This window comes from Actinacidiphila rubida (genome assembly GCF_900110255.1).
GTDB classification, from domain to species: domain Bacteria; phylum Actinomycetota; class Actinomycetes; order Streptomycetales; family Streptomycetaceae; genus Actinacidiphila; species Actinacidiphila rubida.
This window is the reverse complement of record NZ_FODD01000049.1, coordinates 1-24,797: the sequence shown is the minus strand read 5'-3', so window position 1 is coordinate 24,797 and position 24,797 is coordinate 1. Positions and strand designations below refer to the sequence as shown.

Below are 24,797 nucleotides of genomic sequence, written 5' to 3'. Positions count from 1 at the left end.
GCCGCGGCGGCCCGATCCCGCGCGTCAACGGCGGATACCGCGTCGCCCGTCGCCTTCGGCGCCCGCGAGACCGGACGGCATGCAGCGGTTCCCCGCCAACCCGGTACGGGCGCGGCATGGCGGTACCTGCCCACGAGTTCCGTGCGGAGCCCGACCGCCGCCTGCTGTACGTCGAGGAGCACTGCTGAGGTCCCCCTGGTCAGGCGGGTGCACGGCGCGGCGCCCGCGACGGGGGTTTGTCCAGACCATTGACGTGCTCATGATGCTGGGATTACGTTCACTGGGCGTTCTCCCCGAGGCTTCACCCCACCTCGCAAGCCGGCCCGGGAGTCCCCGAGGGGCAAGGGTTGCGCCTGCCCTCCCGGGGCGAACTGGCAACGTTGTCAGCTGTCGAAGGGGCGGTCCGCCCACGCCGTCCTCCGGGGAAGCGCGCCCCGTGCGCCGTCCGCGGCGGAGCCCTGCCGCGTCACCGGTGCTCACCACCCCCACACGAACAGGTGACATGGTGAAACGAATCCTCCAATGGACCCTGGCGTTAACGGCCGCGGCGGGCATCGCCGCCGTCTCCCCGGCCGCCGCCCAGGCGTCGTCCGCGGCCCCCGCCGGCGGTTCGAAAGGCTCGGTGACGACCGCGCACGCGTGCGCCAAGCCTCTCCACCCGGGCTCGCCCGTCTGCTACGCCCTGGTGCGCACCGACGTCAGCGCCGTGCACGCCAACGCCCTCGCCCCCGACGCGACACCGTCGGGGTACGGCCCCTCCGACCTCCAGCGCGCGTACAACCTCGCCTCGGCCGCCGCCTCCAACGGCGGGAGTGCGACGGTGGCGGTGGCCGAACTGGCCGACGACCCGAACCTGGAGTCCGACCTGGGCACCTACCGCGCCCAGTACGGGCTTCCGGCGTGCACCACGGCCAACGGGTGCTTCCGGAAGGTCAACCAGAGCGGCCAGCAGGGCAACTACCCGCCGGGAGACACCGGATGGGGCACCGAGGCGTCGCTCGACGTCGACATGGTCTCGGCCGTCTGTCCGCAGTGCCACATCCTCGTCGTCGAGGCCGGCGACCTCAACGCCGCGCAGAACACCGCGGTCTCGCTCGGCGCCCACTTCATCTCCAACAGCTGGGGCACCGGCGACGGTTCCTTCGACGCGGGCGCCGACGCGGACTTCAACCACGCCGGCGTCGTGGACGTCGCCAGCTCCGGCGACAGCGGCTACGGCGTGAGCTTCCCCGCCACCTCGCAGTACGTCGTGGCGGCCGGCGGCACGTCGCTGCGCTCGGACTCGGGCACCGCCCGCGGCTGGTCGGAGACCGTGTGGTCGGGTGCGGGAGCGGGTTGCTCGTCGTGGGAGGCCAAGCCGTCGTGGCAGCACGACAGCGGCTGCGGCAACCGGACCGTCGCGGACGTCTCCGCCGTCGCCGACCCCGGCACCGGCGTCGCGGTCTACGACACCTACGGCCAGGGCGGCTGGTTCGTCGTCGGCGGGACGAGCGTGTCGTCGCCCATCATCGCCTCGGTGTTCGCCCTCGCCGGCGCGCCCTCCGGTGCCGCGGCCTCGACGCTGTACGCGCACTCCTCGTCGCTCAACGACGTGACCTCCGGCTCCGACGGCTCGTGCAGCCCGTCATACCTGTGCACCGGGACGGCCGGCTACGACGGCCCGACCGGACTCGGCACGCCCAACGGCCTCGGTGCCTTCAACGGCTCCGGCAGCGCCACGCACACCGGCCAGGTCACCTCGGGCGTGGACTCCTCGCTGTGCCTGGACGACAGTTCCTCGAGCACCGCCAACTTCAACCCGATCCAGATCTGGGGCTGCAACGGCACGGGCGCTCAGGCGTGGACCGTCTCCGGCAACACCCTTCAGGTGCTCGGCAAGTGCCTGGACGTGAACGCCGCGGGCACCGCTGACGGCACGACCGTGGACCTGTACGACTGCAACGGCACCGTCGCGCAGGTCTGGCAGCCGCAGGCCAACGGCTCGCTCCTCAACCCCAACTCCGGCAAGTGCCTCGACGACCCCAACAGTTCGACCACGTGGGGCACGCAGCTGCAGATCTGGGACTGCAACAACACCGGTGCCCAGCACTGGGCCCTGCCCTGACCCCGGGCCGGCCGGCCACGGCAGCCAAGGCCGCGGCCGGCCGGCCCGACACCGGCGTCCCACCGCCGGAGCGGGCGCGCGCGCCCCGCGCCCTGGTGTATCCCGGCGGCCCCTCTTCCCCCTGTGCTGACGACACGTCAGAATCATGGGCGCCCGCAGCCGTTGCCAGGGAAGCGAGGACGACCGTGACCAGTACCCCGCCGCCGCCCGACATCCTCTCGGCCGAGTTCGCCGCCGATCCGTATCCCAGCTATGCCGTGCTGCGCGAGCACTACCCCGTGCACTACCACGAGGGGACCGGGAGCTGGCTGCTGTCCCGCTACGAGGACGTGGCCCGCGCGTTCCGCGACCCCGCCTTCACCACCGACAACTACGACTGGCAGCTGGAACCGGTGCACGGCGGCCGCACCATCGTCCAGATGAGTGGGCACGAACACGCCGTCCGCCGTGCCCTGGTGGCACCCGCCTTCCGCGGGCGCGAGTTACGCGACCGCTTCCTGCCGGTGATCGAGCGCAACGCGGCGGAGCTGATCGACGGCTTCCGCGACGCCAAGGAGGCCGACCTCGTCGGCCAGTTCGCCACCCACTTCCCGGTGAACGTCATCGTCGACATGCTCGGCCTCGACCGGGCCGACCACGACCGGTTCCACGCCTGGTACAGCGCGGTCGTCGACTACTTCGCCAACCTCGGCCAGGATCCGGACATCGCGGAGGCGGGGCTGCGGGCCGGGCGCGAACTGCGGGCGTATCTGCTGCCGGTGATCCATGAGCGCCGCGCCGCACCCGGCGACGACCTGCTGTCGTCGCTGTGCACCGCCGAGGTCGACGGCACCCGGATGACCGACCAGGACATCACCTCGTTCGTCAGCCTGCTGCTCGCCGCGGGTGGCGAGACCACCGACAAGGCGATCACCGGCATGTTCCGCAACCTGCTCGACCACCCCGAGCAGCTGGCCGCGGTGCGCGCCGACCGTGAGCTCATCGCCGGGGCTTTCGCCGAGTCGCTGCGCTACACCCCGCCGTTGCAGATGATCATGCGGCAGCCCGCCGAGGACGTGGCCCTGAGCGGCGGAACGGTACCGGCCGGATCGACCGTGACCTGCCTGATCGGCTCGGCGCACCGCGACCCCGCGCGCTACGAGCACCCGGACCGCTACGACGTGTTCCGCACCGACCTCACCCCGACCACGGCGTTCACCGCGGCGGCCGACCACCTGGCGTTCGCGCTCGGCCGCCACTTCTGCGTGGGCGCGCTGCTCGCCCGCGCCGAAGTGCTGGCCGGCGCCAACCAACTCCTGGACGCCTTTCCGCACATGGACTTCGCCGACGGCCGGGCCCCGGCCGACAGCGGGGTGTTCGTGCGGGGGCTGCAGCGCCTCCAGTTGCGCTTCACCCCCGAGTAGCGTGCGGTTCGCCCGGGCCAAGTCCGCCTCGACACCGGGCGGTTCACCTGTCCGGCAGTGAGCGCGGCAGCCCGAACCACGGCAGCACGCTGCTCTCGAACCGCGACACCGCGCTGATCCGGTCGCCTGCGAGCGTGATCACGATCAGGCCGGTGCCGTGACGGATGCCGCTGGGGGTGTGCAGGTACGCGCCGAACGCCGGCTGCCCGTTGGCCCGCGTCGGCACCAGGTCGAACCGGCGGTGCGTGCCGAGGATGCCGCGGCAGAACCGCGCCACCACGTCCCGGCCCTCGTACTCCAGCGGCATCGGCGGCATCGACATGAAGACGTCGTCGGTGAGCATCTCCACCACGGCGTCCACGTCGGCTGCCTCGTACGCGGTCACGAACCGGCTGACCAGCTCGTCCTCGGCCGGCGAGCCGGGCGCCGGGGGTGCCTGGCCCTCGGGGAGCTCGGGCCTGCGGCGCTCCAGGCCGGACCGGGCCCGCTTCAGCGCGCTGGTCACCGACGCGACGGTGGCGTCCATCATCTCGGCGACCTCGGCCGCGTGGAAGCCGAGGACGTCACGCAGGATGAGCACCGCGGTCTGCCGCGGCGGCAGCACCTGCAGCGCCGTGACGAACGCCAGCGAGACCGACTCGCTCTGCTCGTAGCGCGCCTCCGGGCCCAGCGGCGTCGCGAGCGCGCCCTCGACCACGGCCTCGGGGCACGGTTCGAGCCAGACGACCTCACCGAGCCGGGTCGGCTCGGGCGGTTCCACCCCGGGGACGTTCCACTCCTTGGCCGCCCGCCGGCTGGCTGAACGCCGCGCGTTGAGGCACCTGTTGGTGGCGATCCGGTACAGCCAGGTGCGGACCGAGGCGCGGCCCTCGTACCCGCCGAGGCCCTGCCAGGCGGCGAGCAGCGTGTCCTGGAGGGTGTCCTCGGCGTCTTGCACCGACCCCAGCATCCGGTAGCAGTGCACCTGCAGCTCCCTGCGGTGCGGCTCCGTCAGCGCCCGGAACGCCTCCTCGTCACCCGAGCGCGCCCGGGCCACCAGGTCCGCGGTCGCCGTCACCGCCGTCCTGGTGTCCCCGCCCACTCCCGCCTGCCCGGCGTCCCCTCCCGCCCCGCCAGCCCGTGCCGTGCCCGCGGGATCCGGACCCCCGTGCCCGCCCGCCGCCTGTTCCTCTCGCACCTGGACGCCTTCCTCTCCTCCACCGCGATGGCCCTTCATCCTCGTACCGACACCGGCCGCCGTGCGGACTGGGCGCTCCGGCGCGCCGGATTTCCCGGGGCTTGCCGGGCCGCCTCACACGGTGAGCGTGCTGCCGGCCTCCGCGGGCATGGTCCGGCGGGCACCCGGCGACACCCTGCGGGTCGCCACGGACGGGCGGACGGTCGCGGACATCGCCCACGAGATCGTGCGGGCCACCGGCTGGGCCTGAGAGCGGGCACCGCCCCGCACCCGTCACCGCACAGGAGCGAAGCCACCGATGTCGGTGCCGAACACCCTGCCGCAAGCCCCCTGTTCGACCACCCGGCCCTCAAGCCGCCTCCGGTCGGCGCGGCGGGTCCTCGCCCACCAGGCCGTCCACGGACTCGCGGATGAGATCGGCGTGGCCCACGTGCCGGGCGTACTCCTCGACCATGTCCGCCAGCAGGCGCCGCAGACTCGGCGACTCGCCCCGCGCGTTGGTGTAGTGCGCGATCTGCTCGACGCCCCCCGACGCGAGCGCCTCCCGCACGGCGGCGCGCGAGCGGGCCACCGCGCCCCGCCACAACGCCAGCAGCGCCTCCGGCGAGTCGTCCGCCGCGGTCCGCCACTCCCACTGCGGGTCGGCGTCCCAGTCCACCCCGGACCACGGTCCGGCCGCCGGCCGGCCGAGGAGCTTCCGCCCGAACATGTCGTCCTCCACGACCGCGAGGTGCTTGAGGAGGCCGCCGAGGGTCACGGCCGACACGCCGACGGTGGCCCGCATCCCCGCCGCGTCCAGCCCGGAGCACTTCCACTCCAGCGTCCGGCGCTGGCGCTCCAGCGATCCGATGAGCGTGTCCGCCTCGGAACCGGCGACGGGCGGTTCCAGCAGGACGGGTACGTCGTTCGTCGTCATGACCGGCACGCTAGCGGGGGTTCAGGACGTTTCCCTTCCGGAAAGCGGCACGGTGTCCGAGGATGCGGGGATGAGCCACGACGAGAGCCCCGCGGCACGGGCGCTGCTGCTCCTCGAGGCCGTCCAGGCCAGCCCCGGCATCACCGGGCAGCGGCTCGCCGCACGGCTCGGCGTCACCGAGCGCGCCGTGCGCCGCTACGTCGGGACGCTGCGTGACGCGGGAGTGCCGATCGCGTCGGCCCGCGGACCCTACGGCGGGTACCGCATCGGGCGCGGCTACCGCGTCCCGCCGCTGATGTTCACCACCGCCGAGGCACTCGGCCTGGTGATGGCGGTCATGGAGGGCCGCCAGGAGGCGGCCGACCCCGCCGACCCCGTGGGCAGTGCGCTCGGCAAGATCCTGCGGGTGCTGCCCGAACCGGTCGCCGCACCGGCCGAGGCGCTCCGCGGGATCAGCGCGGCCGACCCCGGGCCGGCCGCGGCCCGCCCCGACGCCGGAACGGCGGCGGTCCTCGTCCAGGCCGCCGCGCTGCGCCGGCGCGTGCGGGTCACCTACCGGCGCGGGCCGGACGGCGCGCGCGACATGGATGTGGACCCGTGGGCCGTCGTCGTGCGCGAGGGCCGCTGGTACCTCCTGTGCTGGTCCCACGCCCGGGACGCCAGGCGCCTGTTGCGGATCGACCGCGTCACCCGCGCCTGCGTCCTCGCCGACGCGTTCAGCCCACCGGACGACCTCGACCCGCCGGCCGCCGTCGACGAGCAGCTCGCGCACGGGTGGCGGCACCGCGTCGAGGTCGTCGTCGACGCGCCCGTGGACGAGGTCGTCCGCTGGATCCCGCGCAGCCTCGCCCGCTGCGAGGCGATCGCCCCCGACCGCACCCGCCTGCTGGCCAGCACCGACACCCCGGGCTGGTACGCCCACCAACTCACCGCGCTCCGGGCCCCTTTCCACGTCATCGCCTCCGAAGAACTCCGAACGGCGGTGGCGGAGACGGGACGCCGCCTGCTGGCGTCGCTGGGCGACGTGCGGGACGCTCGCGCTCGGCGGTGACGGGTCCGGGTTCCCCGGGGGTTCGCCGCCAACGGGGTGCCCCCGGGGCTGTTCCGGCGTGTGCCGCGCCGTCGTGGCTTGTCGCGCCGTTCCCCGCGCCCCCTTCGGCATCCGGGGTGCCCCCGGGGCGCCGTGCCCGTCTGCTGCGCCGTCGTGGCTGGTCGCGCAGTTCCTCGCGCCCCTGGCGGTGCAGGTTCGTGGGTGGGGTCAGGGGCCACTCCGGGTGTGTCTCCTCGAACTGTGCGTGCACCGTTCTCCCGTTCGGTGGGGCGGGTGGATGCACAGTTCTGCGGGGACACACCCGGATCGTCCCCCTCCGGCCGGTCCCCGTCTGCGGGAGGGCGTTGGCCGTGTCCCATGTCCCCCGCCGCACGGTGGGTGAGTGGGAGGGGGTGGGGAGGAAGTGCTTCCCGCAGCGAAATGTGCGCGGCCCCCGGGTGCGGATGCGTACGTACCCGTATGCACATTTCCGAGGAGACGCTTCCGGAGCGCCCCCGACCCCACGGACAAAGGGCACGCACATCAGGGGCGCGAGGTCCCCCAGCCTTCGGCCGGGAGGTGCCCCCAACGCGACAAGCCGAGACGGCGCGGCACACGGCAGCGCGCAGCGCGTGGCACCCCGGAGGCCGAACCCGGCAAGCCGCGGGGGGACCCCGTTGTCAGGGGGGCGCGGGGTGTTCCAGGGGGAAGAGGACGGGGCTGAGGAGGTAGCGGGAGCGGTCCGTCGGGGGGTGGGCGAGGTGGGGGAGGATCGCGTCGCGCAGACCGGTGATCAGGGCGTCCCGTTCCGCGGGGGAGAGCCAGAGCGCGTGCTGGCGGTAGCCGACGGCGTCGCGGGCCGGGTCGGCGTCGTCCCGGTCGAGGTACGCGTGGAACTCGGCCACGAGCACGGCCATCGCGGTCGCGAAGACGGCGCGATGGTCGGCGGGGGTCGCGGCCGCCGCCACGTCCGCGCCGATCGCCGCGCGGTCCGTCCGCAGGCGGTAGTGCCGCTCGACCGCACCTCGCACGCGCCGCTCCTCGGCCACGTGGAGGACGCCGGCGGCGGCGAGCACGTCGACGTGCCGGTACACCGTCGCCTTCGACACGTCGGGAAGCAGTGCGCACAGTCCCGTGGTGGTGAGGGTGCGGTCGCCGCGCATCGCATGGATGATGCGCAACCGCACGGGATGCGCGAGGAGTTCGAAGGGATCCACCCGGTCACGTTCTCATGAGATGCTAACGTTCGCAAAGACTGAGAACGGTGGAGGGCGGGGGAACCATGGAAGCGGATCCGGTCGCCGTCGCGACGTCCGTCGTCGAGGACCTGCGGGCCGGGCGCTTCGCGGAGGCCGAAGCACGGTTCGCCCCGCGGCTGCGGAACGCCGTGTCCGCGGAGACGCTGGCGCTGGCCTGGTCGGGCGAGCTGTCGCGGCTCGGCGCGGTGCGTGCCGTGGGCGAGCCGTGGAGCGAGCCCGGCGCCCAGGGCCTGGTGCGCGTGCACGTACCCGTGGACGGCGAACGCGGCGGCCTCACCGCCGTCATGTCAGTCGACGGCGCAGGCCTGCTGCACGGGTTCCGGCTGGCGCCGCCGGCCGGCCAGGAGTGGACGCCGCCGCCGTACGCCGCCCGCGGGCGCTTCACCGAGCGGGACGTCACGGTCGGCACCGGCCCCCTCGCCGTGCCCGGCACCCTCACGCTGCCCCGCCGCCGCAGGCCTCGCGGCGGGCGTCCGGGGGTGGTGCTGCTCGCCTCAGGCCCGTCCGACCGGGACCTGACGACCGGCCCCAACAAGCCGTTCAAGGACCTGGCGTGGGGCCTGGCCGAGCGGGGGATCGCGGTCCTGCGGTTCGACAAGGTCACCTACGTGCACGGCGAGGTGGCGGCCGAGCCGGGCTTCACCCTGGCCGACGAGTACCTGCCGCACGCCCGTGCCGCGGTCCGCCTCCTCCAGGAGCAGCCGGGAGTGGATCCGGCCCGGGTGTTCCTCGCCGGGCACAGCGGTGGCGGAAAGGCCGCACCGCGCGCCGCCGCCGCGGACCCGGCCGTCGCCGGTGTGGTGATCATGGCCGGGGACGCGCACCCGCTCCCGGACGCCGCGGTCCGCGTCGCACGCCGTCTCGCCGCGCTCGACGGCGCGGGCGACGCAGCCTCGGTCGTGGCGTCCGTCGCCCGTCAGGCGGCCCGGGCCGCCGCAGCGGACCTGGCACCCGGCACGCCCACCCAGGACCTGCTGTTCGGCTGGCCGGCGTCATACTGGCTGGACCTGCGGGACTACGACCAGGTCGCGACGGCCGCCGCGCTGGACAGGCCGCTGCTGGTCCTGCAGGGCGGGCGCGACTACCAGGTGACCGTGGAGCAGGACCTCGCCCGCTGGCGGGCCGGCCTGGCCCGTCGCCCGGACGTCACCGTGCGCGTGCACGAGGCCGACGACCACATGTTCTTCCCCGGCTCCGGGCCCTCCACCCCCGCGGGCTATCAGGTGCCCCAGCACCTCGATCCGGCCGTCGTCGCCGGCATGGCGGAGTGGGTGACGGATCCTCAGGGAGCGTGCGGCGGCCCGGGAACGGCTGTGCGGCGGTGGCGGCGCGGCGGCCGCTGAACCCCGCGGCGGGTCCCCGGAGCCGGCCTCCCGGGAACCGCTTTACCGGCTGTCGGGGGTGTGGGACGCTCTGATCCAGCAGGGCGTCGGGAGCGTGGATGGGGCAGAGGATCGCGGAGCTGGGCGCTCTGCTGCGCTGTCTGGGGATGTCCCGCGGGCTGCCGGCGGCCGCGGCGATCGCGTACCGGTCGATGCCGGAACTCGGCGCCGCCTACGACCGGGTGGCCGCGCCGCTGGTCGACGAGTGCCTGGCCGGCTCCGGCGAACACGCCCACGTCGTCGCGTCGTTACGTCCCGCTGCCCTGAAGTTCGGTCTCGCCGTGCTGGGTTACGCGGCGCTGGTGGACCGGCGGCCACCGCTGGAGGCGGTGGTGCTGGCCGGCGCCGTCACCCGCCTCTACGACGACCTGATCGACGGCGGCAGCGACCCGTCCGCCGACGACCGCCTCGCCGACCTCCTGGGCAACCGGCGCTTCACGCCCGCCACGCCCGTCGAAACGCTCCTCGGCCGCCTCGTCCGCGGCATCGAGCGGCGGCTCCATCACCCGCCGGACGCCGCGCTGCTCGACGCGCTGGTCACGCTCCACGAGTTCCAGGTGCTCTCCCGCCGGCAGCGCGAACCCGACGTACCCACCGACGTCCTGGAGAAGATCATCCGCGGGAAGGGCGCCGCCGCCAACCTGGTCCTGTGCGGCGTCGTCAAGTCCCCGCTGGCGCCCGCGGAACGCGAGCTGGCCATGGACCTCGGCGAGGCGCTGCAGTCCCTCGACGACTGCATGGACGTCGAGTGCGACCGGGCGAACGGCGTGACGACCCTGGCGTCGAGGGGCGTGGTGACCCTGGACGGCGTCGCGCGCCGGCTGCTCGAACTGCGCGCGGACATGGTGCGCTGCCACGGCCGCCGCGCCAGCGCCCCCTACTGCGGGATGCTCTTCTTCCTGCTCCTCAAGACGTGGGCGGCCCGCCGGCTGCCCGCCCTCGGACGCCTGGCCAGGGGGCCCGCCCGGCGGTCCGCCGCGCTGGCCTTCCTGTCACGCGCCGACGACGCCCTGCCGCCCGCTCCGCCGGAGACCGCCCGATGAGGACCCGACGCACCCTGACGAGGATCATCTACGCGTTCCTCGGCCTCGTCCTGCTCGCCACCCTCGCGGTCGCCGGGCACGGGCTGGCCGTCGGCGACCTCAAGGCGACGGACCTGTGGGCGTCCATGGTCCCGGTCGTGCTGACCGTCGTCACCCTCGTGCTCACCGCTCTGCAGTCCGGCGGGCGCCGCGCGGGAGGCCTGGGCGCCGCCGCCACCGAGCACGCGTCCGCGCTCGCCCGCAAGGTCGGCGAGGACTGGCTGGAAGAGAGCCGCCACCGCGGGTTGTACGCCGAGCGCCGGATAGCGGTGCGCTGGCGCCGTGAGCCCGGTTCGGAACGGTCCACCCGGCTGTCGGCCGACCTGCCGGACGAGGGCGTCCTCGACCAGCTGACCGGCGCGTTCGCCCGCAGCGCCCGTGCCGGGCACCTCGCGCGGCTGGTCGTCACCGGCGAGCCCGGCGCCGGCAAGACCGCCCTGTGCGTGCTGCTGACCCTGGAACTGGCCGAGCGCGAGCCCGTCGTGCCCGTGCTGTTCCAGCTCTCCTCCTGGGACCCCGCCCGCTCGCTCGCCGAGTGGATGACCGAGGAACTCGCCCGCAACTACCCGCCGTTGGCCGACGAGGCCAGGGGCCGGGACATCGCGGAACTGCTCGTCAGGCACCGGGTGCTGCCGGTGCTCGACGGTCTCGACGAGGTGTCGGACCCGGCCGCCGCGGTGCTGCGGGTCCAGGACGAGCTGGAAGGCCGCTCCTTCGTCCTGACCTGCCGGGCCGAGGACTTCGACGCGCTGGGGCCCGGGCCTCGGCTCACGGAGACGCTGCTCGTCCGCCTGCAGCCACTGCGCGCCGACGAGGCCGGCGGGGCACTGGAATCGGCACTCGGCGACGGCCCGCAGCCACTGGTCGCGGCCCTCGCCGCCCAGCCCGACGGGCCTCTCGCCCGCGTGCTGGCCACCCCGTTCATGCTGTCCCTGGCCGTGGCCCTGCGCGGCGTGCTCCCGGCCCACCTGACGTCCGTCACCGGCCCCGACGCCGAGGACCTGATCCGACGCCATCTGCTCGGTTCCTTCGTGGAGCGCGCCTACCCCCGCAGACCCGACCGGCTGCGCCGCGGCATGCCGGCCGCCAGGGCCCGCGCCTATCTCGCGTTCCTGGCCCGGCACGTGGACCGCGGCACCAGCCGGCTCGCCTGGTGGCACGTGTACCGGGCGGTGCCCGGCGCCGGGTTCGCGCTGATCGCCACGGTGAACGCGGCGGTCGGCTGCTCGGCCGTGTCCGTCGCGCTGTTCGCACTGTTCTCCCGGCCCTGGACCGGTCTGTGGATCGGGCTCGGGGCCGCCCTGGCCGGCGCCATGGCCGTGGAGCTGGTCTCGCCCGACGACCCCCGCCGCGCCAAACCCCGCCTGCGGTCCGTCCGCCCGCCGACCGCGCACGCCCTCCAACGGGTCCTGGGCTTCGGGGCGGTGGGCGGTCTGGCCTGCGCGGTGATCGTGCTCGTGCTGTACGGCGAGCCGCACTACGCCGTCATCGGCGGGCTGCTCAGCGGCAGCACCTTCGCGGCCGCGCGCCACTTCAGCGAGCCCAGCGACCCGATGGAGGCCGTCACCCCGGTCAGCCTGCTGCGCTCGGACCGCGCCACCGTGCTCTACGCGCTGCTGCTCGGCGCGGTACCGGGGGCCTTCACCGGCGCCTACCTCGGCGCCTCGATCAAGGACGGCCGCCGCCGCCCGCAACTGGACGACGTGACGCTGATCGACCATCTGCCGCGCGGCGTCGAGGCGCTGCTCGGGGCGGCGAGCGGCGCGCTCCTCAGTGCCACCGGGCTCGGGCTGATGGCCGCCGGTTCCAGTTCGTGGGGACGGTTCCTGACCGCCCGGATCTGGCTGGCCTTGCGCGGCCACACGCCGTGGCGCCTCGTGGCCTTCCTGGAGGACGCGCGGGACCGCGGGGTGCTGCGCGAGGTCAACGGCTACTACGAGTTCCGGCACCGGCTGCTGCAGCGTCACCTGGCCGAGCCGGTACCCGCGGCCGTCCCGCCCGCGCGGGCGGTCCCCCGTCCCGGGGCCGCCGTGCCGACGGGCACCAGCACCGGCAGCCCTCCGTAGGCCGGGGCGCCCGTTCGCCACGGCGGCCCCGGGACGGGGGAGCGGCGGGTCAACGGGAGTGGGTGTCGCCCACCGAGGTGACCGTCGCCGTGGACGGGCCGGCCGGCGCGTCGTAGGCGACCGCGTCGCCGCTGCGGCGGCCCATCAGGGCCCGGCCGAGCGGGCTGTCCGCGGTGACGACGGACGGGTCCTCGTCGTCGGCGATCTCGCCGATGTGCAGGGTCTGCGTGGTGCCGTCCGCGAACCGCACGGTCACCCTGCTGCCGACCCCCGCCACGCCCTTCGCGGGCGGGCCGGCGACGGCCGCCTGCTTGAGGCGGTCGGTGAGTTCGTCGATGCGGTCGTCCAGGCGGGTGAGGTCGTCGGCGCGCTGGAGTTCGTCGGCCTGGTCGGCACGGTCGCCCTCGTAGTCGTTGCCGCCGCGCAACGTCGCGGCGACCGCGTCCCGTTCGGCGCGCAGGTCCGCCAGGTCCTTCTCCAGGGCCCGGCGCGCGTCAGGACTGATCGGTGCGGGTTCGCCGGCCATGCGTGCTCCCGGGAAGTCGGGGACGGGCAATTCGTGACATCACGGACGTCGCACAGCATAACAGCGCCGCCCGGGCCGCGACCCGGGCCGCGGACCTCGGCGGCGGACTCGGGTGGCGGACCTGGGTGGCCCAGCCCGAGGGGCGCTCCGCAGGGGGGTGCCCAAGACTGGGACGACCCGTTCCGTGCACGGAAGGAAGCCGACCGACATGTGCCTCGACCGCAAGGACCTGGGCCTGCTGGCCCTGCGCGTGGGCACCGGTGGCGTGCTCTTCGCCCACGGCGCGCAGAAGCTGTTCGGCTGGTTCGGCGGCGGCGGGCTCGACGGCACGGAGAAGGCGATGGAGGCCATGGGGTTCCGCCCCGGCAGGCAGAGCGCCATGGCCGCCGGTGCCGGTGAGGCCGGCGGCGGGCTGCTGCTCGCGCTCGGCGTCGCCACTCCGGCCGCCGGCGCGGCCGCGGCCGGCGCGATGGCCGGGGCCACCGCCGTCCACCGCCCCGGCGGCTTCTTCGCCCAGTCCGGGGGTTTCGAGTACCCGGCCTTCCTCGGCTTCGTGGCCGCCGCCCTCGGCGTCGCCGGTCCCGGCCGCTACTCGCTCGACCACGTCACCGGCCACCGGCTGAACAGCGCGGCCATGGTCATGACGGCCTTCGCCGCGAGCACGGTCGCCACCGCCATGGTCGTCGGCCGCCGCGAGGCCGTGGTGGCCGCCCGCGCGGAAGCCGCGGCCCACGGCGAGCACGAGGACTGAACTCCCCGGTCGCGCAGGGGGATTTCACCGGCCGCGGGACCGGTCCGGTGCGGCTGTTCCGGCTACTCGTCCTCCGCGCTCCGTTCGGTGCCCGACCTCCCGGGCTCCGGGTTCAGGCCGATCTCCTCGCGCTCCTCCATGGTGCGCTCCTCGAGCTCCGCGTCGTCCGGACGCCGGGGCATGCCGCCCCTGTGCCCGGTGTCCGGGTCGCCCTCGACCGCCTTGTTCGACTTGTGGTGGTGCGCCATGGCTCATCCTTCCTCGGCGTCCCGACCCGCGGCCGTCCCGCCGTCCGGCGGACCGCCCGCGTCCTCGCGGAGACGGCTTGGTCCGCCGTCTCCACGGAGTCCGTTGCGTCTGCTGATGTGCCGCCCGGGCCGTCGTCGCCCGCGTCCCCGCGCGCCCACTCGTGACGGACCACGCAGGTCAGGACACCGTCCTGGGCGTCCGCGACGATGGTGCCGCCCGGCTCGGCCTCCCCACGCAACCCGCTGCACCAGAGGCGTCGACTCCGGGGGCATCCCGAAGGAGCGGTGGAGAAGGCCGCCGAACGGGTCGGACCGGCCGGTGGCCGAACCAAACGGGGTCGTCATGTCAGCTCCTGCTGCGGTCGGCACGGGAGAGTCGTGCCCCCTTCCACTCAAACGCCGCAGCACCGGCCCCGCAAGCCGGGACCGTACCGCCACCCGGGGCGGCGTCACGGCCCTGAGCTGCGACGTTCCCCAGCGGCGGGCATCGCACCCGTGGTCGGGGGCCCCTCCGGGCCATGACGTGTCCGACATGCAGGCCGCAACCGGCGACCGTAGCCTGTCGCGCGTACCCCGGGCCCGCCGGCCGGGCGCGCGCGAGAACGTCGGAAGGACCCCCGTGAACGCCTCTGATGTGAGCACCTCCGACAGCAGCCGTCCCCCCGAGGAGCCGTCGGTGGGGGCGGAGCCCACCGAGCCCCCGCACTTCCGGCCGTACCACCACCCCGCCGCCGGCTGGGGCGCCGCACGCAGCGTGACCAAGGTCCTGTTCGGCGAGCACACCGTCGTCGAGGGCTCGCGCGCCATCATGCGGATGAACCACGAGAACGGCGGCTTCGACTGCCCCGGCTGCGCGTGGCCCGACGACACCAAGGGCCTGCACCTCGACATCTGCGAGAACGGCATCAAGCACGTCACGTGGGAGATGACCGCGAAGCGGGTCCGTCGCGACTTCTTCGCCACGCACACCGTGACCGAGCTGGAGGAGTGGACCGACTTCGCGCTGGAGGACCAGGGCCGCCTCACCGAGCCGATGGTCTACGACGCGGCGACCGACCACTACGTCCCGATCAGCTGGAAGGACGCGTTCGACCTGGTCGGGCGGACACTGCGGGAGCTGGAGAGCCCCCACCAGGCCGCCTTCTACACCTCGGGGAGGCTCGGCAACGAGGCGACGTTCCTCTACCAGCTGATGGCCCGCGAGCTGGGCACCAACAACCTGCCCGACTGCTCCAACATGTGCCACGAGGCCAGCGGCCGCGCCCTGCAGGCCGCGCTGGGCACCGGCAAGGGCACCGCGGACCTCAAGGACTGGGAGTGCACGGACGCCCTCTTCATCATGGGCGTCAACGCGGCCTCCAACGCGCCGCGCATGCTCACCGCGCTGGCCGACGCCTATCGCCGCGGCGCGGCGATCGTGCACATCAACCCGCTGGTCGAGGCTGCCGCCACCCGCACGATCGTGCCGCACGAGTTCGTCGACATGGCCCTGTTCAAGTCGACCAGGACCAGCACCCTCAACGTCCAGCCGCGCATCGGCGGCGACATGGCGCTGGTGCGCGGCATGGCCAAGGCCATCCTGGAGCAGGCGTCGACCGACCCCAAGTCCGTGGACCGGGAGTTCGTGGAGCGCTACACCAGCGGCTTCGAGGAGTACGAGGAGGTGTGCCGGTCCACCTCCTGGGAGGAGATCGAGCGTCAGTCGGGGGTCGGCCGGGCCGACATCCTCCGTGTCGCGGGCGTCTACCGCGAGGCCGACCGCAGCATCTTCAGCTGGTGCCTGGGCCTCACCCAGCACGAGCACGGTGTGGACACGGTGCGCGAGATCGTCAACCTGCTCCTGCTGCGCGGGAACCTGGGCCGCGAAGGCGCCGGCCCCTCACCGGTGCGCGGGCACAGCAACGTGCAGGGCAACCGCACCTGCGGCATCGACCACCGTCCGACCCCGGAGTTCCTGGACCGGCTGGCGAGCGTGTGCGGCATCGACCCGCCCCGTGAGCACGGCCTGGACACCGTCCGCACCATCGCCGCCATGCACCGCGGTGACATGAAGGTCTTCATCGGCATGGGGGGCAACTTCGCGCTCGCGGCACCCGACACCCCGTACACCTACGAGGGACTGCGCAAGCTCGCCCTGACGGTGCAGGTGAGCACCAAGCTCAACCGCAGCCACCTCGTGCACGGCAGGCAGGCGCTGATCCTGCCGTGCCTCGGGCGTACGGAGAAGGACAACCAGCGCAGCGGCCTGCAGAGCACCACCGTCGAGGACTCGATGAGCATGGTGCACCGGTCCGTCGGCATGAAGCGCCCCGCCTCGCCGAACCTGCTGTCCGAGCCCGCCATCGTCGCGGGCATGGCCAGGGCCGCGCTGCCGGACAGCGACACCCCGTGGGCCTGGTACGTCGAGGACTACGACCGGATCCGCGACACCATGGCGCAGGTCCTCGACGGCTTCGAGGACTTCAACCGCCGGGTGCGGCTGCCGCTGGGCTTCCGGATCCGGCAGCCCGCCCGCGAACTGGTCTTCCTCACCCCGTCCGGGCGCGCCGAGTTCTCCAGCGCCCCGCTGCCCGACGTCGTCCCCGCGCCGGGCACCCTGGCCCTGGGCACGATGCGCTCCCACGACCAGTGGAACACCACCATCTACTCCGACAACGACCGCTACCGGGGGGTCAACAACCTGCGGACACTCATCTTCATGAACCGCGCCGACATGAGGGAGCGCGGCATCGGCGAGTTCGACCCGGTGGACATCACCAGCACCGCCCGGGACGGCAGCACCCGCTCGCTGGAGGGCTATCTCGCCGTGCCCTACGACATCCCCCGCGGCTGCGCGGCCGGCTACATGCCGGAGATGAACGTGCTGTGCTCGCTGGCCGACACCAGCACCCAGAGCGACCAGCCGATCATGAAGCACCTCAAGATCACCGTCACACTCGGCGCCGGGGCCGGCCCGGGTGCACGCTGACGGCGCGTGTGGAACGGTGGAAGCGGTGGGAGGGCCGAACGGGGGGGCCGTGAGAGGAGAGGCCATGTCGTCGAGGCGTCGCCGCAAGAAGAAGTCGCACCGCACCAAAGGCGCCAACCACGGGAAGCGTCCCGCGTCCTGAGTGCCCGGCCCGGGCGTCCGGCGTGAGCGGACGGCCCGGGCCCCGGAAGCGGAGGGCGGCGCGGCCGGAACGGCGCGCCGCCCGGTTCCGCGGCCCGCCCGCGTGCGGCCAGTGAGCTCGCGTTGGTGGGCGGGTGTCCCGCGGCGGGATCGTCGGTCAGCGGCTCGTTTCGGCCCACCGTCTGCCCCTACCGTCTCCGCGGCACGAGTCCGGTTTCGAAGGCGGTGATCGCCAGGTGGACGCGGTCCCGAGCCTCGAGCTTGGCGAACAGACGCGCGACATGGGTCTTCGCGGTCGCCGCGCTGATCACCAGCCGCTCGGCGATCTCAGTGTTCGACAGTCCCTGTCCGACCAGTGCCAGCACCTCGCGCTCCCGGTCGGTGATCCCCGCGATGGGACTCGAGTCCGCGGCGGGCCCGGCGTCCGGTCCGGGTCCGGCGTCCGGTTCGGGGGCCGCGGGGCCGGACGTTCCGGCGAAGTCCGCGATCAGCCGCCGGGTCACGCTCGGCGCGATCAGCGCGTCGCCCGCGGCCACCACCCGGATCGCTTCCAGGATCGCGTCCAGGGCCATGCTCTTGAGCAGGAATCCGCTGGCCCCGGCGCGCAGTGCGCCGTAGACGTACTCGTCGTGGTCGAAGGTCGTCAGCACCAGGACCCTGGGCGGGTCCGGCTCGGCGGTCGCCTGTCGGGTCGCCTCGATCCCGTCCACGCCCGGCATCCGGATGTCCATCACCACGACGTCCGGCCGCAGTTCACGCACCAGGCGCACCGCCTCGCGGCCGTCGCCGGCCTGGCCGACCACCTCCAGGTCGTCGGTGTCGCCGATCAGGATCCCGAGCCCGACCAGCATCAGCGGCTGGTCGTCGACCAGCAGCACCCGCACGCTCATGCCGGGAGGCTCGCCGTCACGCGGAATCCGCCCTCCGGACGCCGGCCGGCGCTGAACTGTCCGGACAGCAACGTCACCCGCTCGCGCATGCCGAGCAGGCCGAAGCCGCTCCCACCGGCCCCCGCCGCGAACCTCGGACGGCCCGGCCCGCCGCGACCGTCCTCCCCGTCGTCCACCACCTCGATCGTCACCCCTTCCGGCTCGTAACCGACCGCGACCCGGCACGTCCGCGCCCTGGAATGCCGCACCACGTTCGTCACCGACTCCTGGATGATCCGGAACGCCGACAGTTCGATCTCCTGCGGCAGTGGACGCCGCTCGCCCCGCCAGGTCACATGAACCCGCACCCCGGCGCCGGCCGTGCGTTCGGCGAGCTGCGGGACGTCGGCCAGGCTGCCGGCCGGCGCCAGCGGAGCGGCCTGCGGCATGGCGTCGTCCGGCTTGGCGCGGCGGAGCGCCCCGAGCATGCGCTGCAGCTCCAGCAGCGTCTCCCGGCTGGTGGTCTCGATGCCGGTCAGCGCCTGCCGCGTCTGCTCGGGCCTGGTCTCCACGACCCGCGCCGCCGCTCCCGACAGCACCGTGATGATCCCGATGCTGTGCGCGACGCTGTCGTGCAGTTCGCGGGCGATCCGCAGCCGCTCGGACATGACGATGCGGGCCGCGGTCTGTTCCTGCAGGGCTTCGAGGTACTCACGGCGTTTGCGGTACACCCCGCCGAAGACCCACGCGACCGCGAACCACAACGCGAGCCCACCGACCCACTGGGTCACGTCGCCGACGGACTGCCCGGGGATGTGGATGTCGTTGAGGAACCCGGCCGCGACGCCCGCGACGGAGCCGACGGCGGCAGCCTTCGGCCGCCGGACGGCGAGGTACCCGCCCAAGCCGATGAGCAGGATGAACATGATCAAGGGCCGCGCGCCGAAGGCGTCGCCGAGGACCGATTCGCCCAGGATCGCCGCGAAGACGGTCGCGGGCAGACGGCGCACCAGCAGAACCGGAAGGGCGACCGCGACCCACAGACCCAGCATCTGGACGGGCTCGAGGTCGGGGAACCGGAACAGACCGTACTCAGGGGTCGGCATCGTCAAGGGGAGCATCAGCGCGTACAGGCAGGCGGTGGCCAGCACCACGGCCTGTGACGTCAGCCGGGTCACGCGCTTCGATCTCGAGAGACGCTGGAGAAGCTGTTCCATTCAGAGATCGTATTCAGTGGGGTCGGCTCCGCGCGTCGCCCCGGGGATGTACGCCGGATACGCCCCCGGGCCGATGGCCGGGGAAGGGGTGACATCCGCCGGCCGACGCGGTGGATCGTGGTCCGTTCCTAGGTTCACGGTCATGACGAATGCACCGATGATCGATCTTCGCGACACGACGAAGAAGTACGACGACGGCCCGCCCGCACTGGCCGGTGTCACCTTGTCCGTGGCGGCTGGTGAGTGCGTGGCGATCCTCGGCCATTCCGGCAGTGGCAAGTCCACGCTGCTGAACCTGATCGCGGGTCTGGACAAACCTTCCAGCGGCACCGTGACCGTCGACGGCATCCGCGTCGACCGGCTCGGCGAGGCCGGTTCGGCGAAGTACCGCCGGGCCTCCGTCGGCCTGATCTTCCAGTTCTTCAACCTGCTGGACGACCTGTCCGTGTGGGACAACGTCATGGTTCCGGCGCAGCTGGCCGGGATGGGCAAGGCCGAAGCGAAGCGGCGGGCCGTCGAGTTGCTCGGCTCGCTGGGCATCGACCGGCATGCCAAGGCCCATCCGCAGCGGCTGTCCGGCGGGCAACGGCAGCGGGTGGCGGTGGCCAGGGCCCTGATGAACAAGCCGGCGCTGCTGCTGGCCGATGAGCCGACCGGCGCTCTGGACTCGAGCTCGGCCGAGGACGTGCGCCGGCTGCTGCTAGACCTGAACGGCGAGGGCCAGACCCTCCTGCTGGTCACCCACGACGTGCGGCTGGCCGCGAGCACCGCGCGCCGCACGATCGAGTTGGTGGACGGCGCGGTCGAGCGGGACGTCATCAACGACGGCAGCGGTGCCGGCCTGGCCGCCCGCACACCGCTGACCCGTCCGGCGGGAGAGGTCCGATGACCCTGCGCCAACCGCCGATGCCCCGGCGCGTCTTCGAGGTCGGTTTCCGGGCCATGGCCCGCCTGGTGCCGGTCGTGAGCCGGTGAGCGCCCTGGGCAAGGTCGTACGTTCCGGCGTGGGCCGCCGTCGGGTCCAGTCCCTCGTCATGGCCCTGACCACGTTCGCCGCGGTGACATCCTCAGTACTCTCCCTCGGTCTGCTGACTGTCGTGCAGGCCCCGTTCGAGCACGCTTTCCGCGCGAGGAACGGGGCGCACCTGGCGGTCCAGTTCGATGGTTCGAAGGTCACGGCCGCGCAGGCCGCCGCCACCGCTCACGCCGCCGGCGTCACCGGGGCGGCCGGGCCCTACCCGGTCGCCGCCGCCCTGGACGCGACGATCGGCATGGACTGCTCCGAGAAGGATGGGGCCGGTCACGACAACGGTCCGATCACCGTCACCACCCGGCCCGACCTGGGCAGCACCTCCGGGATGGACCAGCTGGCGCTGACCCAGGGGCGCTGGCCGACGAGCCCGGGCGAGATCGCCCTGCCGCGGCAGCACTATGCCGCCGACTGCTTCGGCGATTCGGTGGTGTTCTCCTCCCTGCCGGGCAAGCCGTCGTTCAAGGTCGTCGGTTTCGCCGACTCGGTGACCAGCAGCGCGACCGCCTTCGCCACCGCCGGCGGTTTCGCGCGGCTCACCGCTGCCGGTGCCAAGTCCGACGAGCAGATGCTCTACCGGTTCGCCGAAGCCGGGACCGCGGCCGACATCGCCGCCGACAAGCAGGCGGTCGCCACCGCCGCGCCGGCCGGCGCGGTCGAGGGAGGACAGTCGTACCTGACCGCGGAGCAGCAGGCGACCGGCAACGCCAAGGCCTACGTGCCGTTCCTGATCGGCTTCGGCATCCTCGGGCTGTTCATGTCGGTGCTGATCATCTCGATCGTGGTCAGCGGGGCTGTGGCCTCGGGAATCCGGCGCATCGGGATTCTGAAATCGTTGGGCTTCACCCCTTCGCAGGTGGCCCGCGCCTACACCGCGCAGGCCATGATCCCGGCGACCATCGGTTTGGTGCTCGGCACGGTTTTCGGCAACCTCCTGGCCGTGCCGATCCTGGGCGGGGCCACCCAGCAGCTCGGCGCGGCCAGTGCGGCCGGTGCCACGATCCCGTTGTGGGTCAGCGCCGTGGTGCCGCTGGGCATCCTGCTGATCGTCGGCGTCACGGCGTTGGTCCCGGCGCTGCGGGCCGGCCGGATGCCGACGGTGCGGGCCCTGGTGGTCGGCCGCGCCCCCAGAGCCGGGGGCGGTCAGGCGGCGCAGCGTCTGGCCTCCCGGCTGCCGCTGCCCCGGGCCATGTCGTTGGGGCTGGCCCAGCCGTTCGCCCGGCCGGCCCGGGCCGTACTGGTCGGTGCGGCGGTGCTGTTCGGCGTCGTGACTGTCACGTTCGCGGTGGGGCTGGAGACCGGGTTCAACAGGTACCTGGACGCCAGCACCTCGGGCTTCGACGTCGCGTCGGAGTTCGTGGAACCCACCGCCGACGTGGGCGTGCCCTGGGGTCTCTACGGCCCCGACGACCCGCGCGACCCGCACCTGGACGCCGCCGAGGTGGCCGCCGCGCTCGCCGGGATCCCGGGCACGAAGGCCGCGTTCGGCTGGGGCGACAGCGGCGCGACCATGGTCGCCGCCCCGCCCGGCGGCGAACCGGCGAAGGTGTTCACGGTCACCGGCGACTTCTCCTGGACGCACCTGGAGCTGCTGTCCGGCCGCTGGTACTCGGCGCCCGGCGAGGCCGTGGTCGGCGACAAGCTGGCCACGGCGGCGGGGATCCACGTCGGTGACGACGTCACCGTGGTGCAGCAGAACAGGCAACTGCCGCTGAAAGTCGTCGGCATCAACTTCGACACCAACCAGGGCGACTACACGCTCATGACGGATGCTGCCACCTTCACCGCCGCCGGTCTGACCCCGCACATCGACCAGTTCAACGTCGAGCTGGCCTCGAACGTCAACGGAACGGACTGGTCCACCGCGGCCGCCGCCGCGCTGACCCCGCTGGACGCCTCGGTCCAGCCGAACAACGATGAGGGCAAGAACATCGTGGTGATCACCATGGGCGCCCTGGTGGCCACGCTCACGCTGATGATGGTCGCGGTCGCCGCGCTCGGGGTGCTGAGCACGGTGGTGCAGGACACCCGGGAGCGGGTCCATGATCTGGGGATCCTCAAGGCCCTCGGGATGACACCCCGGCAGACCATCGCGATGGTCCTGACCTCGGTGACCCTCACCGGCCTGATCGCCGGGCTGATCGGGGTCCCGCTCGGGGTCGCGGTGGAGAAGGCGACGCTGACCCCGATGGGGAACGCGATCGGCCGGCACCTGCCGCCGAGCGTGACCCACACCTACACCGCCGGGCTGCTCATCCCCCTGCTGGCCGGCGGGATCGTGATCGCCCTGCTCGGGGCACTGCTGCCGGCCGGCTGGGCGGCCCGGTCGCGGACCGCCACCGCGCTGCGGACCGAGTAGGACCGAGCGGAGCCAAGCAGGACCAACCAGAGCCGCTGGTCGCCGCGGCAGAAGCGGTGTTGGGCGGTGCACGGCCGGCAGGAACGCCCATGCCGACCTCCCCCGGTTGATCCCCTCGGGAGGTCGGCATTCCGGGCTCAGTGCGGTCAGTCCTGGGCCAGGTGGGACTTGACGTCGTCGTAGCCGGCCGTGCCGCCGGTCCCGGCGGGGCCGTAGACCAGGTGCATCACTCCGGTGGTGAAGGCCTGCGAGGACAGCAGCGCCAGCGGGATCGGCGGCGTGCCCTCGTCGAAGAGCCGCAGGCCCTTGCGCACCGCGATCGGGTGCACGAACAGGTTGAGCTCGTCGAGCAGGCCCGCCGCGAGGAGTTGCCGGACGAGCGAGACCGAGCCGCTGAGCCCGATGTCCCCGCCCGGCTCGTTCTTCAGCGCGGTCACCGCCTCGGTGAAGTCGCCCCGCAGCTGCTCGGAGTTGCGCCAGGTGAACTCCAGCGGGCTGCGTGACACCACGATCTTGCGGACATCGCCGAGGCTCTTGGCGAAGGCGGCGTCCTCGCCCCCCGCGGCCTCCCGCTCGGGCCACGCGCCGGCGAAGCCGTTGTAGGTGACGCGCCCGAACAGCATGGTGTCGGCGGAGCCGAGGCTCGCCGAGACCGCGGCGCCCATCTGGTCGTTGTAGTAGGGGAAGTGCCACTGGTCGGGCGCCTCGACCACGCCGTCGAGTGCCATGAACAGGCCCGCGCTGATCTTGCGCATGTCGTCCTCCTCGGTCACCGGGCCGCGTGGCCCGGAAGACGTCCACCGGTGTGTCTCCTGTCCGTGCAGACCGGGGCCCGCCGGCAAACTCATCGGTACCGGCCCCTGCGGCCACATTCTGGAAGCCGGGCCCGCCGGTGCCGGTGAGCGCGGCCGCGGTGGTGGCGACAACCCGCCGTCCGGGCGCGTCCGCACGGGTGCGACGGTGGGACGGAGTGCCTTGACGGTGACCTCTGTGAACGCTAACAATGGGGCATCACGGATCGGAGAGCCATGTCCCAGACCGCGGAGAGCACCGGCCCTCGCCGGGCCCCCACCATGGCGGACGTCGCGAAGGTCGCCGGAGTCTCACACCAGACCGTGTCCCGGGTGCTGAGCGACCACCCCAACGTCCGCGACACCACGCGCGCAGAGGTGCAGCGGGCGATCGAGCAGCTCGGCTACCGCCGCAACTCCTCGGCGCGCGCCCTGGTGACGCGCCGCACGCTCACCCTCGGCGTGGTGGCCTGCAACCCGACGCTGTTCGGCCCGGCCAGCACGCTGTTCGGTCTGGAGGAGGCCGCCCGCGGCGAGGGGTACATGGTCTCCGCGGTGACCCTCCGCGCCTACACCGCGAAGGCGCTGGAGGACGCCATCGACCACCTCAGCGACTGGGGTGTCGAGGGCATCGTCGTCATCGTCCCGCACCGCGCGGCCGTCGACGCCCTGGCCGAACTGCGGCTGCCCTTCCCGGTGGTGACCGTCGAGGGCGGGCACTCCCTGCCGATATCCGGCGTCTCGGTCGACCAGGACCTCGGTGCCCGGCTGGCCACCGGCCACCTGCTGGCCGCCGGCCACAGCACGGTGTGGCACGTCTCCGGCCCCTCGGACTGGCTTGAGGCCGAGGCCCGCGTCCAGGGCTGGCGCGCCACGCTGGAGGAGGCCGGCGCCGAAGTGCCGCCGCCTCTCGTCGGCGACTGGACCCCGCTGTCCGGCTACCGGGCCGGGCAGGAGCTGGCCGGACGCGTCGCCTCGGGCCGGGCCCGCCGCAACTCACCCGACGTCTCGGCGGTGTTCGTGGCCAACGACCAGATGGCGCTGGGCGTCATGCGCGCGTTCCGCGAGGCCGGGCTCTCGGTGCCCGGGCAGGTCGCGATCGCCGGGTTCGACGACATCCCCGAGGCCGAGTTCTTCGCACCACCGCTCACCACCGTCCGCCAGGACTTCGCCGCCGTAGGCAAGGCCAGCATCTCCCTGCTGACCAGCCGGCTCGACTCCGCGGCCCGCACCGAGCCGGAGCGGGTGGTGATCGAGCCTCGGCTCATCGTCCGCAGCAGCACCGTGTCCTGAGCGTCCCGCACGTCCTGGTCACCCCTGCCCGGCCCGCAGCACACCGCACGTCACCGGCGTTCCGCACGCCTGAACGCCCCGGCTTTCCGCACGTCCTGAACTCCCGCAGGTCCCAAGGCCCGGGTCCACCGGTGCCCGCTCCCACTGGAGACAGCCATGACGACCGCCGCACCCACCGTCACCGT

20 protein-coding genes are annotated in these 24,797 nt (G+C 73.4%); 12 read left to right on the top strand and 8 right to left on the bottom strand.

Annotated features, from left to right (window positions below; translation table 11 throughout):
- The first annotated feature begins 502 nt into the window (after positions 1-502).
- On the top strand, positions 503-2,104 hold the full coding sequence (locus BMW99_RS33640; RefSeq protein WP_069467249.1) for a S53 family peptidase: 1,602 nt from the start codon (positions 503-505) through the stop codon (positions 2,102-2,104).
- Between the two features lie 185 nt (positions 2,105-2,289).
- Complete coding sequence (locus tag BMW99_RS33635) at positions 2,290-3,507, top strand: cytochrome P450 (protein WP_069467250.1); 1,218 nt, start codon at positions 2,290-2,292, stop codon at positions 3,505-3,507.
- A 43-nt stretch (positions 3,508-3,550) separates the two neighbouring features.
- Here the strand turns inward: BMW99_RS33635 and BMW99_RS33630 are convergent, their stop codons facing one another.
- Entirely contained in the window at positions 3,551-4,564 is a 1,014-nt protein-coding gene (locus BMW99_RS33630; RefSeq protein ID WP_075018136.1) for a sigma-70 family RNA polymerase sigma factor, read from the bottom strand.
- Positions 4,565-4,805: 241 nt separating this feature from the next.
- On the opposite strand from BMW99_RS33630, the gene BMW99_RS42785 reads away from it, so the two are divergent.
- A complete protein-coding gene (locus tag BMW99_RS42785) occupies positions 4,806-4,934 on the top strand; it encodes a hypothetical protein (protein ID WP_265737214.1) in 129 nt (42 codons plus the stop codon).
- A gap of 99 nt (positions 4,935-5,033) precedes the next feature.
- Here BMW99_RS42785 and BMW99_RS33625 read toward each other — a convergent pair whose 3' ends face one another.
- Positions 5,034-5,600 carry a DinB family protein gene (locus BMW99_RS33625; RefSeq protein WP_075018128.1) on the bottom strand — a complete coding sequence of 189 codons (567 nt, stop codon included), beginning with the start codon at positions 5,598-5,600 and terminating at the stop codon, positions 5,034-5,036.
- A gap of 70 nt (positions 5,601-5,670) precedes the next feature.
- Here BMW99_RS33625 and BMW99_RS33620 point away from each other — a divergent pair, with 70 nt between their 5' ends.
- Positions 5,671-6,651, top strand: a complete 981-nt coding sequence (locus tag BMW99_RS33620; protein ID WP_069467380.1) for a helix-turn-helix transcriptional regulator — start codon at positions 5,671-5,673, stop codon at positions 6,649-6,651.
- A gap of 659 nt (positions 6,652-7,310) precedes the next feature.
- On the opposite strand, the gene BMW99_RS33615 is transcribed toward BMW99_RS33620, so the two are convergent.
- Positions 7,311-7,847 carry a helix-turn-helix domain-containing protein gene (locus BMW99_RS33615; protein WP_075018127.1) on the bottom strand — a complete coding sequence of 179 codons (537 nt, stop codon included), beginning with the start codon at positions 7,845-7,847 and terminating at the stop codon, positions 7,311-7,313.
- 65 nt (positions 7,848-7,912) lie between these two features.
- Here BMW99_RS33615 and BMW99_RS33610 point away from each other — a divergent pair, with 65 nt between their 5' ends.
- The 3 genes from BMW99_RS33610 (at position 7,913) to BMW99_RS33600 (ending at position 12,419) form a co-directional block, all read left to right on the top strand.
- The gene (locus BMW99_RS33610) at positions 7,913-9,232 is read left to right on the top strand and encodes an alpha/beta hydrolase (RefSeq protein WP_075018126.1); all 1,320 of its coding nucleotides are present in this window, start codon (positions 7,913-7,915) and stop codon (positions 9,230-9,232) included.
- 98 nt (positions 9,233-9,330) lie between these two features.
- Complete coding sequence (locus BMW99_RS33605) at positions 9,331-10,314, top strand: class 1 isoprenoid biosynthesis enzyme (protein ID WP_069465855.1); 984 nt, start codon at positions 9,331-9,333, stop codon at positions 10,312-10,314.
- Positions 10,311-12,419 (top strand): NACHT domain-containing protein, encoded by a 2,109-nt coding sequence (locus tag BMW99_RS33600; protein ID WP_075018125.1) that lies wholly within the window; start codon positions 10,311-10,313, stop codon positions 12,417-12,419. The genes BMW99_RS33605 and BMW99_RS33600 overlap by 4 nt, the downstream gene beginning before the upstream one ends.
- A 49-nt stretch (positions 12,420-12,468) precedes the next feature.
- On the opposite strand, the gene BMW99_RS33595 is transcribed toward BMW99_RS33600, so the two are convergent.
- On the bottom strand, positions 12,469-12,945 hold the full coding sequence (locus tag BMW99_RS33595; protein WP_075018124.1) for a GreA/GreB family elongation factor: 477 nt from the start codon (positions 12,943-12,945) through the stop codon (positions 12,469-12,471).
- Positions 12,946-13,153: 208 nt separating this feature from the next.
- Between BMW99_RS33595 and BMW99_RS33590 the strand changes: the two genes are divergently transcribed.
- A complete protein-coding gene (locus tag BMW99_RS33590) occupies positions 13,154-13,696 on the top strand; it encodes a DoxX family protein (RefSeq protein WP_069465854.1) in 543 nt (180 codons plus the stop codon).
- Positions 13,697-13,758: 62 nt separating this feature from the next.
- On the opposite strand, the gene BMW99_RS33585 is transcribed toward BMW99_RS33590, so the two are convergent.
- Positions 13,759-13,944: a hypothetical protein gene (locus BMW99_RS33585; RefSeq protein WP_069465853.1), complete on the bottom strand. Its 186-nt coding sequence runs from the start codon at positions 13,942-13,944 to the stop codon at positions 13,759-13,761.
- 676 nt (positions 13,945-14,620) lie between these two features.
- Here BMW99_RS33585 and BMW99_RS33580 point away from each other — a divergent pair.
- Positions 14,621-16,912, top strand: coding sequence for an FdhF/YdeP family oxidoreductase (locus BMW99_RS33580; protein WP_245791735.1), 2,292 nt, complete (start codon positions 14,621-14,623; stop codon positions 16,910-16,912).
- A 329-nt stretch (positions 16,913-17,241) separates the two neighbouring features.
- Here BMW99_RS33580 and BMW99_RS33575 read toward each other — a convergent pair whose 3' ends face one another.
- Together BMW99_RS33575 and BMW99_RS33570 are read right to left on the bottom strand one after the other, a co-directional pair.
- The gene (locus tag BMW99_RS33575; RefSeq protein ID WP_075018123.1) at positions 17,242-17,943 is read right to left on the bottom strand and encodes a response regulator; all 702 of its coding nucleotides are present in this window, start codon (positions 17,941-17,943) and stop codon (positions 17,242-17,244) included.
- Entirely contained in the window at positions 17,940-19,139 is a 1,200-nt protein-coding gene (locus BMW99_RS33570; protein ID WP_177226130.1) for a sensor histidine kinase, read from the bottom strand. The genes BMW99_RS33575 and BMW99_RS33570 overlap by 4 nt, the downstream gene beginning before the upstream one ends.
- A gap of 142 nt (positions 19,140-19,281) precedes the next feature.
- On the opposite strand from BMW99_RS33570, the gene BMW99_RS33565 reads away from it, so the two are divergent.
- Complete coding sequence (locus BMW99_RS33565) at positions 19,282-20,028, top strand: ABC transporter ATP-binding protein (protein ID WP_069463193.1); 747 nt, start codon at positions 19,282-19,284, stop codon at positions 20,026-20,028.
- Positions 20,029-20,173: 145 nt separating this feature from the next.
- Positions 20,174-22,528, top strand: a complete 2,355-nt coding sequence (locus tag BMW99_RS33560; protein WP_245791732.1) for an ABC transporter permease — start codon at positions 20,174-20,176, stop codon at positions 22,526-22,528.
- Between the two features lie 146 nt (positions 22,529-22,674).
- On the opposite strand, the gene BMW99_RS33555 is transcribed toward BMW99_RS33560, so the two are convergent.
- Positions 22,675-23,283, bottom strand: coding sequence for a dihydrofolate reductase family protein (locus BMW99_RS33555; protein ID WP_069463194.1), 609 nt, complete (start codon positions 23,281-23,283; stop codon positions 22,675-22,677).
- 273 nt (positions 23,284-23,556) lie between these two features.
- On the opposite strand from BMW99_RS33555, the gene BMW99_RS33550 reads away from it, so the two are divergent.
- Positions 23,557-24,612 (top strand): LacI family DNA-binding transcriptional regulator, encoded by a 1,056-nt coding sequence (locus tag BMW99_RS33550; RefSeq protein ID WP_069463191.1) that lies wholly within the window; start codon positions 23,557-23,559, stop codon positions 24,610-24,612.
- The last annotated feature ends 185 nt before the right edge of the window (positions 24,613-24,797 follow it).

Bases quoted from the DNA above. Each gene is read 5' to 3' on its own strand.
- BMW99_RS33565 (WP_069463193.1), top strand. From the start codon at position 19,282: ATGACGAATGCACCGATGATCGATCTTCGCGACACGACGAAGAAGTAC.
- BMW99_RS33560 (WP_245791732.1), top strand. From the start codon at position 20,174: ATGGCCCTGACCACGTTCGCCGCGGTGACATCCTCAGTACTCTCCCTC.
- BMW99_RS33585 (WP_069465853.1), bottom strand. From the start codon at position 13,944: ATGGCGCACCACCACAAGTCGAACAAGGCGGTCGAGGGCGACCCGGAC.
- BMW99_RS33605 (WP_069465855.1), top strand. From the start codon at position 9,331: ATGGGGCAGAGGATCGCGGAGCTGGGCGCTCTGCTGCGCTGTCTGGGG.
- BMW99_RS33555 (WP_069463194.1), bottom strand. From the start codon at position 23,283: ATGCGCAAGATCAGCGCGGGCCTGTTCATGGCACTCGACGGCGTGGTC.
- BMW99_RS33570 (WP_177226130.1), bottom strand. From the start codon at position 19,139: ATGGAACAGCTTCTCCAGCGTCTCTCGAGATCGAAGCGCGTGACCCGG.
- BMW99_RS33620 (WP_069467380.1), top strand. From the start codon at position 5,671: ATGAGCCACGACGAGAGCCCCGCGGCACGGGCGCTGCTGCTCCTCGAG.
- BMW99_RS33610 (WP_075018126.1), top strand. From the start codon at position 7,913: ATGGAAGCGGATCCGGTCGCCGTCGCGACGTCCGTCGTCGAGGACCTG.
- BMW99_RS33595 (WP_075018124.1), bottom strand. From the start codon at position 12,945: ATGGCCGGCGAACCCGCACCGATCAGTCCTGACGCGCGCCGGGCCCTG.
- BMW99_RS33575 (WP_075018123.1), bottom strand. From the start codon at position 17,943: ATGAGCGTGCGGGTGCTGCTGGTCGACGACCAGCCGCTGATGCTGGTC.
- BMW99_RS33625 (WP_075018128.1), bottom strand. From the start codon at position 5,600: ATGACGACGAACGACGTACCCGTCCTGCTGGAACCGCCCGTCGCCGGT.
- BMW99_RS33640 (WP_069467249.1), top strand. From the start codon at position 503: ATGGTGAAACGAATCCTCCAATGGACCCTGGCGTTAACGGCCGCGGCG.
- BMW99_RS33600 (WP_075018125.1), top strand. From the start codon at position 10,311: ATGAGGACCCGACGCACCCTGACGAGGATCATCTACGCGTTCCTCGGC.
- BMW99_RS33590 (WP_069465854.1), top strand. From the start codon at position 13,154: ATGTGCCTCGACCGCAAGGACCTGGGCCTGCTGGCCCTGCGCGTGGGC.
- BMW99_RS33550 (WP_069463191.1), top strand. From the start codon at position 23,557: ATGTCCCAGACCGCGGAGAGCACCGGCCCTCGCCGGGCCCCCACCATG.